This is a genomic window from Bacillus sp. EB106-08-02-XG196, assembly GCF_013396335.1.
Classification (GTDB): domain Bacteria; phylum Bacillota; class Bacilli; order Bacillales; family Cytobacillaceae; genus Neobacillus.
Genome location: NZ_JABWSY010000018.1, coordinates 110,129 through 122,095, shown reverse-complemented (window position 1 = coordinate 122,095; position 11,967 = coordinate 110,129). Strand labels below are relative to the sequence as shown.

Annotated in this window: 12 protein-coding genes; 6 read left to right on the top strand and 6 right to left on the bottom strand. The window is 37.7% G+C overall.

Features of this window, described 5'->3' with window-relative positions; all coding sequences use genetic code 11:
- Positions 1–499: 499 nt before the first annotated feature.
- The 6 genes from MLOOGBEN_RS24160 to MLOOGBEN_RS24135 all read right to left on the bottom strand — a co-directional run bounded on the left by MLOOGBEN_RS24160 (position 500) and on the right by MLOOGBEN_RS24135 (position 6,908).
- Positions 500–823 carry a hypothetical protein gene (locus MLOOGBEN_RS24160; protein WP_179160838.1) on the bottom strand — a complete coding sequence of 108 codons (324 nt, stop codon included), beginning with the start codon at positions 821–823 and terminating at the stop codon, positions 500–502.
- 66 nt (positions 824–889) lie between these two features.
- Complete coding sequence (locus MLOOGBEN_RS24155; RefSeq protein WP_179160837.1) at positions 890–2,056, bottom strand: MFS transporter; 1,167 nt, start codon at positions 2,054–2,056, stop codon at positions 890–892.
- 264 nt (positions 2,057–2,320) lie between these two features.
- Positions 2,321–3,958, bottom strand: coding sequence for a PhnE/PtxC family ABC transporter permease (locus MLOOGBEN_RS24150; protein ID WP_179160836.1), 1,638 nt, complete (start codon positions 3,956–3,958; stop codon positions 2,321–2,323).
- Complete coding sequence (locus MLOOGBEN_RS24145; protein ID WP_179160835.1) at positions 3,951–4,712, bottom strand: phosphonate ABC transporter ATP-binding protein; 762 nt, start codon at positions 4,710–4,712, stop codon at positions 3,951–3,953. The genes MLOOGBEN_RS24150 and MLOOGBEN_RS24145 overlap by 8 nt, the downstream gene beginning before the upstream one ends.
- A 13-nt stretch (positions 4,713–4,725) precedes the next feature.
- The gene (locus MLOOGBEN_RS24140) at positions 4,726–5,634 is read right to left on the bottom strand and encodes a putative selenate ABC transporter substrate-binding protein (RefSeq protein WP_179160834.1); all 909 of its coding nucleotides are present in this window, start codon (positions 5,632–5,634) and stop codon (positions 4,726–4,728) included.
- A gap of 350 nt (positions 5,635–5,984) precedes the next feature.
- Complete coding sequence (locus MLOOGBEN_RS24135; RefSeq protein WP_179160833.1) at positions 5,985–6,908, bottom strand: DNA-3-methyladenine glycosylase 2; 924 nt, start codon at positions 6,906–6,908, stop codon at positions 5,985–5,987.
- Between the two features lie 71 nt (positions 6,909–6,979).
- Here MLOOGBEN_RS24135 and MLOOGBEN_RS24130 point away from each other — a divergent pair, with 71 nt between their 5' ends.
- The 6 genes from MLOOGBEN_RS24130 to MLOOGBEN_RS24110 all read left to right on the top strand — a co-directional run bounded on the left by MLOOGBEN_RS24130 (position 6,980) and on the right by MLOOGBEN_RS24110 (position 11,933).
- Positions 6,980–7,492 carry a methylated-DNA--[protein]-cysteine S-methyltransferase gene (locus MLOOGBEN_RS24130; RefSeq protein ID WP_179160832.1) on the top strand — a complete coding sequence of 171 codons (513 nt, stop codon included), beginning with the start codon at positions 6,980–6,982 and terminating at the stop codon, positions 7,490–7,492.
- Positions 7,493–7,598: 106 nt separating this feature from the next.
- Entirely contained in the window at positions 7,599–7,739 is a 141-nt protein-coding gene (locus MLOOGBEN_RS29000; protein ID WP_193747793.1) for a hypothetical protein, read from the top strand.
- A 115-nt stretch (positions 7,740–7,854) separates the two neighbouring features.
- Positions 7,855–8,058, top strand: a complete 204-nt coding sequence (locus MLOOGBEN_RS24125) for a spore germination protein (RefSeq protein WP_179160831.1) — start codon at positions 7,855–7,857, stop codon at positions 8,056–8,058.
- 110 nt (positions 8,059–8,168) lie between these two features.
- Positions 8,169–9,680, top strand: a complete 1,512-nt coding sequence (locus MLOOGBEN_RS24120; protein ID WP_179160830.1) for a spore germination protein — start codon at positions 8,169–8,171, stop codon at positions 9,678–9,680.
- A gap of 25 nt (positions 9,681–9,705) precedes the next feature.
- Complete coding sequence (locus tag MLOOGBEN_RS24115) at positions 9,706–10,812, top strand: GerAB/ArcD/ProY family transporter (protein WP_179160829.1); 1,107 nt, start codon at positions 9,706–9,708, stop codon at positions 10,810–10,812.
- A 2-nt stretch (positions 10,813–10,814) separates the two neighbouring features.
- The gene (locus MLOOGBEN_RS24110; protein WP_179160828.1) at positions 10,815–11,933 is read left to right on the top strand and encodes a Ger(x)C family spore germination protein; all 1,119 of its coding nucleotides are present in this window, start codon (positions 10,815–10,817) and stop codon (positions 11,931–11,933) included.
- The last annotated feature ends 34 nt before the right edge of the window (positions 11,934–11,967 follow it).

Genomic DNA, 11,967 nt, shown 5'->3' with positions numbered 1-11,967 from the left:
GCTTGATGAATTTAAGAGTCATGGTGTCCGAACCTGAGGTGACTTCAGTCAAGCTTGATGAATTTAAGAGTCATGGTGTCTGAACCTGAGGTGACTTCAGACAAGTTCGATGAATTTAAGAGTCATGGTGTCCGAACCTGAGGTGACTTCAGTCAAGCTTGATGAATTTAATAGTCATGGTGTCTGAACCTGAGGTGACTTCAGACAAGTTCGATGAATTTAAGAGTCATGGTGTCCGAACCTGAGGTGACTTCAGACAAGCTTGATGAATTTAAGAGTCATGGTGTCTGAACCTGAGGTGACTTCAGACAAGTTCGATGAATTTAAGAGTCATGGTGTCCGAACCAGAGGCGACTTCAGACAAGTTCGATGGATCTAGGAGTCATGGTGTCTGAACCTGAGGTGACTTAAGCAAAAAACATTATTAACCAATAATAAAAACAACAATCTTTGCGAAAACAGCCAAAAAGAAAAAGCTGTCAATGTTACTCGACAGCTTTTAAGGTTCATCCCAATAGCGGACACTTTCTGTTTTCGATGTAGGATCTCTTTTAATTACATTTCCTTCTTCATCATAATAAAATTCATATTCCTGATAGATTTCCACGTAATACCCGTCCATTTGTTTAACACTATCGAGCCTATTCTCCAAAACCGGTACATCGGTTGGCGGTTCTACGTCAACAGGCTGTGCCACAGCTGGTTCACTGGTGGAATAGGAATAGCCGCTATGGATAAATGAGTACGGCGAATCAAGATAGGCTACAAGAGCAACAATGATACATAGGAATAAAAACGTCGTGAAATGAGAGAGTATTTTCATTCATCTCAACTCCTTTTAACAATTACATCCTCGTAACCTATCTTATGCATGTCCTAATTACATATGCTAGTTTGTTTTTAAGACTAAAACTTTTGAACGATAAAATTGATACACGATTAAGGCTATGACTGAAATGATTGCACCAGATATATAAGGTAAGCCGATTGAAAGTGAGAATAACCAACCGCCGAGGGGAGGTCCAACAATTCTGCCTAATGAATCAAAGGAGGAAAGCAGTCCAGTTGCACTTCCATGACCAGAATCTGTAGTTTTGGTCAGCAGGGAAGAGACACTTGGGCGAATTACGCCGTTTCCAATCCCAAAGATAGATAAAAATATAGCAGCAGTTGCAAAACTGTTTACTAGAAGGATTAAAGCAAAACCAACCGCCGAGACAATAATTCCACCTTGAATCACTTTACCTTCACCGTATTTCTTTGTTAATCTGCCAACCATACCGCCTTGCACCATCGCACCAGCAAACCCCATAATCATGAATATATAGCCTAACTGTATCGCTCCTAATCCCGCTTTTTTTGCAGCAAAATAAGCAAATGTCGCTTCTAAACCAGAAAGAGAAAGAGAGATTAACAGCTGTAATAAAAACAATATGGATGCAGGACCAGTAAATGCTTTCCATCGTGATTGTGTTTTACTTTGGTTCATGTCAGCACTATTTTTTTGTAAGGATTCTTTCAATAAAAAGAAAATAATGACTAAGGTTATTAATGAAGATGCCCCAGCTAAATAAAAAGGCATACTCATGCTTGTTTTAGAAAATATTCCACCAATGGCAGGGCCAAATACAAAACCGAGTCCAACTGCTGCCCCTATAATGCCCATCCCTTTACCACGATTTTCGGGGGTCGTTATATCAGCAACATAGGCCATTGCAGTTGGCATATTAGCAGATGATAACATTCCGCCAATAATACGCGCTGCAAATAACATCCAAAGCTCCGTAGCCATCGCCTGCATAAAGAAGGAAAACGATAATCCAGCAATGCCAATCATCATGATCGGCTTACGACCGATTCGGTCGGATATTCTACCCCAAAATGGAGCAAAAATGAGCTGCATTAGTGAATAAACAGCCATTAATAATCCGAGTTGAGTAGGGGACGCCCCCATCTCTTCTGCATAAAAAGGAAGAACAGGTATGATGATTCCAAAACCAATCATCACTAAAAACATGACTAAAAATAAAATAGGCAACGCTCTTTTTGTTTCCAAATACTCCAACTCCTATATGATCTAAACACTTCAAACCCATATGTATAATATTGATTAAATTTTGGGTGCTATGCTTAGGATAATAGAAAACATGAATCCAATACAAGTATTTCAATTTTTTATTTCATTTAATTTTGCAAAACAGCCATAAGGAACCCATTAAACCTACTATCTTTTAGATAGTAATGAACTAGCAGTTACTAGCAAATGATTAGCAGAAAAAAAAACAATAAAATAAGCACAAGCCTGAAATGACTTGTGCTCTTATTTAACTGCTTTTCGAGTCGTTTCTGATGCAAAATCTGCAATGATGACGAGAATCATATAACAAAGTAACAATAAGGTAATTTGTGTATAGTCAAAATAACTCATCGCGAGCTTAAACTCCATCCCCAGACCGCCTGCACCAACAAAACCAACGACAATGGTCGTTCTCATAATTACTTCCCATCTATAGAGAATATAGGTGAGAAATCTAGGCAGGACTATCGGTAGAATTCCATAAAATAAAATTTCTATTTTTGAAGCTCCAGCGCTTGCTAGGTTACGGATAGGTCTTGGATCCATATCTTCGACAACCTCTGCCCAGAGTTTACCGAGAATACCAAAGTTGTGAAGGGCAAGGGCTAATGCTCCTGGTAAGATACCAGGTTTAAAAATGAAAATAATCATCATCGCCCAGACTAATTCTGGAACCGACCTTGAAAAGATATAAAAAAGGCGGATAACAGCATATAGAATGCTGTTATACCAATTCTTTTGTAAAGTAAGACTTCCATTCGCTATATTTCTAGCGGCTGGAATGACGGTAATGAAAGCGACAACCGTTGCAAATCCTATTGCCATGATACTCATTTCAAGAGTCTCCATTGTAAGCTTCAACGCTAATGCCCAGCTTTCTCCGTTAAGGAATGCTGGGTTATCTTGATTGATTCCAAGGAGTCCACCGAAAAACTTACTAGCATATTCCAGGTTTTTCTCTGATAATAATTCTCCTAAATTAGCTTTTTCACCAATTGTGATATAAAACCAGGAAGCGGCAATTAAGATAAGTGCAAATAGGACGGAAAGCCATCCTGAATTCAGTCCTTTTCTTCGTTTATGCTCCGTTAATCCTTTTCGAACCAAACTACTCCAGCCATCAACAAAAATCACTAGAGCGATGAGGAAAAAGACAAATGTCCAAACGGAGTCATACTTCAAATCTGCAAGTGCTAATTGGATTTGAAAACCGAGGCCGCCTAGGCCAACAAAGCTCATAATCGCTGAGGAACGAATGGCGCACTCAAAGCGGTACATTGTATAACTAATAAAATCTGACCAAACCAATGGGAGATAGCCATAGATAAGTGTTTGCAGGCGGGTGGAACCTGTTGATAGTAAGGCGAGAATAGGCTGCTTTGTAACATCATTTAACATATCTGCAAAAATCCGCCCTAAAATTCCACCGTAAGGAATAGCAAGTGCCAGGATTGCGGCATAGGGGGATAGTCCTACTGCTGCCACAAAAAGCCAAGCCCAGATTAATTCATGAATCGATCGAGTAAAACCTAAAATTCCACGAAAAAAAACGATGGAAATAATGCGCGAGAACCTGCTTGAAGTTAATGTTCCAGAGGCTAATACACCAACAATCAAAGCATAAACAATAGCTAGCGACATCCCTGCAACAGCATACGCAAGTGTAATCCAAGCAGATTCTAATCCGACTAATAAAAGTCTAGGATCCAAATTCGGCTGGATTAACCCTTCAAATATTTGCAGCATCGTAGGAATCCCGCCAGCATGGTAAAGCTCTGAATTCCATTGAATAGAGGTAAGACTCCAAACGAAAACCGTAATCAAAAGTAGAGTTAGAATGAATCTTTTATGCAGCCTAAGGGAGGGGATTAGCTTAGTCATCTGAATCCTGCTCCTTTAGTTGATATAATTCATTTAATAATTCATCGGTTACTTCTTCTGTTGGCAAATCAAAAAATATTTCACCATTTTTGAGAGCAATGATTCTCTTAAAGTATTTTTTTGCGTATTCTACTGAATGCAGGCTGGCAAGTAATGTTTGATTTTCCTCTGTAACGATTTTTGTCAGCATGCTGAGCACATCATCTGCCCGTGCAGGGTCGAGAGAGGCTACTGGTTCATCTGCCAGAATGATTTCTGGGTTCTGTATCATTAATCTTGCCATTGCCACACGCTGTTGTTCACCGCCTGACAGAGTAGCCGTTATTTCGTAAGGTTTATTATCTAAACCGACTCTTTCAAGTGCTGTTAATGCTGCTTCTTTATCCTGGGGGACAAGCAGGGAAAATAACGATTTGAAAAGACTCCACTCTGATAATTTACCAGCGAGGACATTATGAATAACGGCAAGAGGACCAATTAAATCGAACTGCTGACGAATGACACCTATTTTCTTGGCAAACCTTTTGCCTCGTTTATATTCTTTAAGGTGTTTACTGTCAATGAGGAGGTCGCCGTCCTCAAGTGATAAAAGTCCCGCAATCGAATTCAATAAAGTCGTTTTTCCAGCACCGCTAGGTCCAATTAAGGCAACCAATTCACCTTGCTTGATAGAAAAAGAAAGGGAAGATAAGGCTATCTTCCCCTCAAAATATTTTGATATTTTTTTAGCTTCAATCATCGTTTTAGATGACATGTAACAACACCTACTACTTAATAATCTCTAATTCTTTGGCAACCTTCTCAATCTTTTCATAGTTCTCATTTTTTGTTTCAATAAATTTGTCAGTCTGGAACAAATCAGCAATTTCTGTTGAGTTACCTGGCATAGAAAGTAGTGATTCTTTTACCTTTTGCTTAACATCACTCCCAAATACCTCTCCAACATTGCTATTAATTGTCCAGTTATAATCATAATAATCTGGTGTAGTATAGAATACTTTCACTTTGTTTGTATCTACTTTTCCTTCTTTTACAGCTGCTTCCCACACAGAAATGTTTAACGCACCAGCTTGGAAGGAACCTGATTCGATTAACTTGTATGTTGTATCATGGGAGCCGGAGAAGTTAGGCTTTCCATTAAAGTCAGTATTCGCATCAATGCCTTCTTCAGATAAGAAAAAACGCGGCATTAAATGTCCTGAGGTAGAGCTTTCACTGCCAAATGTGAAGGATTTTCCTTTTAAATCAGCTAATGTATTAATACCTGAGCCTTCTTGGGTAATGAATACAGATTTGAACTCAGCGTCACGTGGTCGTTGAACAATGGACTCTGCATTAGGCACAAGGTTTCTTGCCTGCACGCTTGTTAATCCGCCAAACCATGCTAAATGTATTTCCCCACGTTGGAATCCTGTTACGAGTGCTGCGTAGTCAACAGAAGGTACAAATTCGACTTTCATTCCCGTTTCTTCGCTTAACTGTTTTGCAACAGCTTCCATTCCTGTTTGTAGGAAGGCTGCATTTTGATCGGGAATCGCACCAATTTTAAATACTTCCTCGATTTTTGTATCTTTATTTTCTTCATTACTTTCTTTTGCTTTTTCTTCAGTTTGCCCACAAGCTGCCAATGAAAGAACAAGCATAAATAAAATAATACCAGATAACCATTTTTTCATGAAACTATCCACCTCAAGTATTCTCTAGTTTATTACTGTAATTTTCTTTGCCTACTTGATTATAATGAATAGTTTCCTTCTATTAAATTCATTTTATCTATTATATAAATAAATACTAATCTATATTTACTATAGGAAAATATTAGGTTAATAGTGTCAATGCCTTGAAAATAAAGAAAACTCCCCCACTCCATGCGGAAGTTTAATATTTATTAGGCGTTTATCGTTTGTGACCATTCTTCGACATTCCAAACTTTTGTTATCCCATCCTCATAGAAATCTGGTTCGTGACAAACCAAAACGGCACTCTTAACATGATAAACACTGTAAATATATTGGAAATAAAATGATTAATAAAGAAATCTCCATAAATAGAAGGTTGCGTACGATTCCCAATTTGTCCAATTTACTGCTAATTCCATAATTTCATCTTTGGTGGGTTTTAATTCTTTACCTATACGAAGTTTAATTGCATTGTGCAGTCCAACATCATCAATTGGAAAAGCACATGGATACCTCAAACATCGCATTAACACATAATTTGCGGTCCAAGGACCAATACCTCGTATTTTGACTAACGTTTTCTCAGCTTGCTGATGACTTCCTTCATTTAATAATAATTCCTTTGTTAATGTTCCTTGGACCATTAGCCCCGCAACCCCAATGAGATATTCTGATTTCTTTTTTGTCATCCGTAAGCTTTCCAATTCCGAAGGTGATAGTGTCGCTATATCCTTTGGGGAAGGGAATACCCAATAGGTGACACCGTCATGGATAATACTTCGACCGAATTTTTCAACTAAACGTCTTTTTAATGTGTAGGCAAAAGATAGGTTAATTTGCTGCCCAAGGATGCCCCAGCAAAGGGCTTCAAATAAATCAGGAATTCCAATAATCCGCAGGCCATAAAAGGAATCAACAGCTGGACCAAGGAGTGGATCCTCCTTTGCCAATGCATAAAAGGGACGTAAATCTCTATCTAAATCAAACCACTCTCTAACATAACGGGCAACTTCTGCACGAATTGTTGTAGTAGTTGGTTTACTCTCCTCCAAAAATCGTATGTTTAAATAGTTGTCTTCTACAGAACTAACTTCAATAATTAGTGTTTCTTCTCCAATTTGAATAGCTTTACTAATACGATTATTCTGGATGTGAAAGAGGCACTCGTTACTGTTTCTTGCTAGATAATTTACATTTTCATTAAAGTTGAATTCTTTCGGTAAAAACAGTTTTAATTCAACGACGTTATCTTCCCATGATTGTAACACCATTAATGTCCTCCTCTTTTCAATGCCTTAATAAAGTTATACCATAGAAGATAAATAACAATGGAGGGTTTAAGATGAAACCTACACTATATTGGACAAGGTTGGTATATGAAAATTGGAAACTATATATGGCAGCAACTTCTAAGGGACTCTGTTACGTTGGTTCGCAGGATAAACCATTCGAGGAATTGGAGGTCTGGGTAAACAAGCATTATCCAGAAAGTCCATTAGTTCAAGATGATATCGTCATGCAGCCATATGTTGCTGAGTTTAAAGAATTTTTCCAAGGTGGACGAAATTCTTTTACCATTTCTCATGAATTAATAGGAACAGATTTTCAGACAAAAGTTTGGAATGCACTTTGTAAAATCCCTTACGGTGAAACGTGGACTTATTCCGATATTGCAAAAGCAATTCAAAGGCCATCCGCAGTCCGAGCTGTGGGCACTGCAATTGGGGCAAATCCAGTCCTCTTAACGGTACCGTGTCATCGAGTTATTGGGAAGAACGGTAAACTTACTGGTTTTCGTGGTGGATTGGATATGAAGGAACAGCTTTTAAAAATAGAAAAAGAAAATGCGAAATAAGTCAACAGGGATTTGACCATTAAAAATGGAATAGATGTGGATGAAAAAGGCATGATATTCTTGGACATACTATTTTTATGAACTAAGAAAAAGAGGTGCTTATTTCATGGAACAAATCCAGGAAGTTAGATTTTGCGAAAATTGCAGCAGAGAAACCGTACATATGGTAAGAGAAGACCCACTAGAAATCGAGTATATTTGCAAGGAATGCAACGATCATCAAGAATTGTTTAAATCATTTTTTTAAGGACAATAAGGAACAATGAAAGAGCCTGATATATATTAAGGCTCTTTCATTGTTTGTTATGAACCCTACACCTGCGCGTACATAAAATAAAAGTAACACCAAGGAGGGGGTTACTTTGGTAACGAACCATAATAATGTTTCAATCGGGACGATTTCTGGCGGCATTGTTAACTTTGGCGGAGCTATTTACATTTCGCCCATTTCCATTACCAAAACCATCGGTGGCTCTGGCGAAAACAACACAAGCTCCGATTCTGAAATGGGTTCAGAAATGGATTCCGAAAATGAGCCACTAATGAAATTTCCAAAGCGACGCTAACGTAAGCATCGCTTTATTTTTTTTGTAAAAAAGAGACGTGGTATAAAGCGGTTTATTTGGTAAATAATACATTAAGCGAATGTCTTCCAGACGGTAGAGGGTGCTGCAAAATGTTCTTTAAAAAGAAGAATTCACTATCACAAGAGGAAAAGAAAAAAGTTAATACCGAGGATTCAATTCCTGCAACAAGAGAATTGATGTCAGCTGAATTTAAAAAAAGACTTCAGCATAGTGCAGATATTTTGGAGAATGAAATAGGAAGTTCGAGGATTACCCTATTCTCCATTGGTTCCTTAATCGATAAAACTATGCTGCATCAGGATATTATTGATCCTATCAAAGACCTAACCACCGATTCAATTCAAATCGTTATGGAGCATTTATCAGTTGGTGAGATAGGAAAGTCAAATCAGATGGACCGGGTGGTCAATTCTGCTTTAGACGGAACTGTAATCATTTATTTAGAAGGAGATCCATACGTAATATTAGCAAAAATCCCTTCAAATGTGGGACGTTCCTTAGAATTTGCCCAAAATGAATCCCAGGTTATTGGACCGCAGGTTGCATTTAATGAAAGCTTAATGACAAATATATCTTTAATTAGAAATTATATTAAAGATACATCCTTGTGCATTGAAGATATAAAAGTAGGGGTTCATACTAATAAATCGGTTTCAATCGTCTACATAAATGGTATTACTTCTGAACAAATGGTTGGGATAGTAAGAAGTAGGATTCAAGAGTTAAAAATAGATGGACTTCTTGACAGTTCGATGCTAGAACAGCTTATCGCAGAGAACTCATTATCGTTATTCCCACAAATGGCGCTAACGGAGCGTCCTGATCATGTATGCGATTGGCTGCTTAAGGGTAAAATGGCTATCCTTGTTGATGGCAGTTCGTTAGCCATTGTTGGTCCTCAGTCATTTATGGAGTTTTTTCAAAGTATGGAGGATAGTAATGTAAATTGGCAAATTGCAACATTCTTACGACTATTAAGATTTACCGCCTTATTTCTATCCGTTTTCTTTACAGCTATTTATGTTGCTGCCCTAACCTTTCACTATGAGATCGTCCCACAAACTTTGTTGTTTACACTTAGTGAATCACGGGCAAAGGTGCCATTTCCACCCATTATAGAAGCGTTTCTTTTAGAATTTATTATCGAATTATTGAGGGAAGCTGGCGCCCGTCTACCGACAAAAGTGGGACAAACGATGGGGATAGTTGGTGGTATCGTAATTGGAACAGCTGCTGTAGACGCAGGATTTACAAGCAACATCCTCATTATCATTATTTCCTTAGGCGCTCTTGGTTCATTCGTCACACCAAGTTATACAATGGGGAATGTAATAAGGATCCTCCGATTCCCTCTCATTATTTTAGCAGGATTCTGGGGTTTTTATGGGATTATGTTCGGTTTTTGTTTTTTACTCCTGCACCTTTTAAGACAAACAAGCCTTGGAAGTCCTTACCTTGCGCCATTTTATCCGCCTCGCTTTTCTGATTGGAAGGATAGTATCATTCGATTACCATTATCCTTCACCTACAAAAGGCCGGACCTAACTAGGGCTGAAGATGAATTCAAATATGACCCTGTAAAGGCAAAAAAACATAATTGACCTTGGGTAGCGGATGTGTGACTGTATGAAAGTTCAATATCAGGCAAAGCCACAATATATTATAAGTACCTTTATACTTTTTTTTATTATCCACTCGACCCAAGTGGGGATAGGTATACATGGATATCAACGGATTATTTTCTTGGAGGCAAAGCACGACTCCTGGATATCTGTCATTCTAGCCGGGATTTTCACTCATCTAGTAGTATTTGTTATTATAAAGACTTTACAAATATATGGACCAACAGATATTTATGGCATCCATAATGAAGTGTTTGGAAAATGGATTGGAAAGATCATTAATAGTTTATATATCCTTTATTGCTTATGGGTGTTTGTTGTTATTTTAATTAACTATATTGAGGTTATGCAAACATGGGTTTTTTCAACCGTACCCACATGGGTTTTTTCAATCTCAATCCTGCTATTGGTAATATATGGGGTTACTGGCGGTTTTCGAGTCATTGTGGGAGCGTGTTTTTTTAGTATCCTTCTGTCATTCTGGATCGTTAGTCTCATTGGTTATCCTTTACGTTTTGCTGAATTTCACCATCTTCTACCGGTTTTGGAATCGAATCTTACATCGATTCTAAAGGGGACTCATAAAATGACCTTTACCTTAATAGGGTTTGAGATTCTTTATGTTGTTTACCCATTCATGAAGGAACATGGGAAAGTTCCTAAATTTGCTCATTTAGGAATCGCTGCAACGAACTTCTTGTACTTAATCGTTATGCTCATAAGTTTAATCTATTTCAGTCCTGGACAATTAGAAAATACTATTTGGGCAACTCTTTCTTTATTTAAAATTGTAAAACTTCCTTTTATCGAGAGAATGGAGTATGTAGCGGTTTCTTTTTGGCTTCTTATCATCCTCCCAAATCTAATGCTCTACTTATGGGCAGCCCTACGCGGTGTAATGCGCACTTTTGAAAAAAAGCCGAAAGGGGTCATTTGGTTTTTTACCTTTGTTATTTTCTTTGCCAGTTTGTTTATAAATACACGCACTAAAATCAATGATTTTAACGACTTTTTTTCCAGAATTGCCTTTTATATTTCGTTTTGTTATCCCTTTCTTCTTTATAGTTTGTCTTTGATAAAGAAGAAAATGACATCCCTAAAGGAGAAATAGAAATGAAAAAAAAAAGATGGCTTAGGAATTGGACATTTTCCTTTTTGTTGATGTGTGGATGTGCAGAACCCAGAATACTTGAAGAAGTTGGACTTATTACTACTTATGGTCTCGATCTTGCAAAAAACGGCACTATTTTAGGAACAGTGGTCGGGTTAAAAATTGATCCTTCAGCACCTAACGAAATTGTTAATCTAGAGACTGAGGCATTTTCGATAAGGGGTATTCGTAACAATACAAACAGAAAGACCTCTAAAAGGCTTGCCTCGGGGCAGCTTCGTGTCATTGTAAACGGTGAGGAGTTGCTTAAACAAGGAGACACAGGGATAGCAGAAGCAGTGGCAAATGACCCATCAGTAAGTGATATGACATACTTGGCGATGGCAGAAGGGGCAGCTCGTGATTTATTAAATGTAAAAGCTAAACATATTCCTGATATCGGGGATCATCTTTTTAGACTCATCGATCAAAACACAAAAGGAAAAATGATGCCCTCAGCTACCCTGCATGAAGTTTTACATAGCCATTACACAGTTGGCAAAGAACCAATTATGCCCATTTTAAAAAAAGAAAAGGAGGGAATTGGATTTTCAGGAGTAGCTTTGTTTAGGGGAAGTAAATTAGTTGGAAAAATAAGTACTGATCAAAGCTTTTTTCTAAACATGATCATTGATCAGTATAAAAGCGGAATCAAGGATGTTGTGATAAAAAGCTCGAAATTAAAGCCCAGAAACCGTCGACTAAATAAGACTGTTGCCTCTATCGATTCCCTCGACAGCAGTAATAATATTAAGCTAATCAACAAAGAAAAAGTGGAATTTGATCTAGATATTAAACTTACTGCAAGGCTGCTTGAAATTACTAGTCAAATTGATCTTGGTAAACCAGAAAATATAAAACTAATCGAGAAGGAAATTTCGAAGAGTATGAAAGAGGAGATTGAGAAACTTATCGCTTATTGTCAAACAAAGGAATCTGATGTATTTGGACTAGGAGAAATATATAGGAGTTCAATAAGGCACTCAAAACTTACTGATGAGAAATGGTATAAAATGTTTAAAGAGGCTAAAGTTAATGTAAATCTAGATTTTACTGTGAAAAGAACGGGGCTTAATCAGTAAAAAAGCTGCCTGTAGTTCATATTGAACCAAAAGC

What these genes read in the sequence shown, in the direction of transcription:
- MLOOGBEN_RS24130 (WP_179160832.1), top strand. Translation starts at nt 6,980, where the DNA reads ATGAAACCTACACTATATTGGACAAGGTTGGTATATGAAAATTGGAAA.
- MLOOGBEN_RS24150 (WP_179160836.1), bottom strand. Translation starts at nt 3,958, where the DNA reads ATGACTAAGCTAATCCCCTCCCTTAGGCTGCATAAAAGATTCATTCTA.
- MLOOGBEN_RS24135 (WP_179160833.1), bottom strand. Translation starts at nt 6,908, where the DNA reads ATGGTGTTACAATCATGGGAAGATAACGTCGTTGAATTAAAACTGTTT.
- MLOOGBEN_RS29000 (WP_193747793.1), top strand. Translation starts at nt 7,599, where the DNA reads ATGGAACAAATCCAGGAAGTTAGATTTTGCGAAAATTGCAGCAGAGAA.
- MLOOGBEN_RS24110 (WP_179160828.1), top strand. Translation starts at nt 10,815, where the DNA reads ATGAAAAAAAAAAGATGGCTTAGGAATTGGACATTTTCCTTTTTGTTG.
- MLOOGBEN_RS24160 (WP_179160838.1), bottom strand. Translation starts at nt 823, where the DNA reads ATGAAAATACTCTCTCATTTCACGACGTTTTTATTCCTATGTATCATT.
- MLOOGBEN_RS24145 (WP_179160835.1), bottom strand. Translation starts at nt 4,712, where the DNA reads ATGTCATCTAAAACGATGATTGAAGCTAAAAAAATATCAAAATATTTT.
- MLOOGBEN_RS24120 (WP_179160830.1), top strand. Translation starts at nt 8,169, where the DNA reads ATGTTCTTTAAAAAGAAGAATTCACTATCACAAGAGGAAAAGAAAAAA.
- MLOOGBEN_RS24115 (WP_179160829.1), top strand. Translation starts at nt 9,706, where the DNA reads ATGAAAGTTCAATATCAGGCAAAGCCACAATATATTATAAGTACCTTT.
- MLOOGBEN_RS24140 (WP_179160834.1), bottom strand. Translation starts at nt 5,634, where the DNA reads ATGAAAAAATGGTTATCTGGTATTATTTTATTTATGCTTGTTCTTTCA.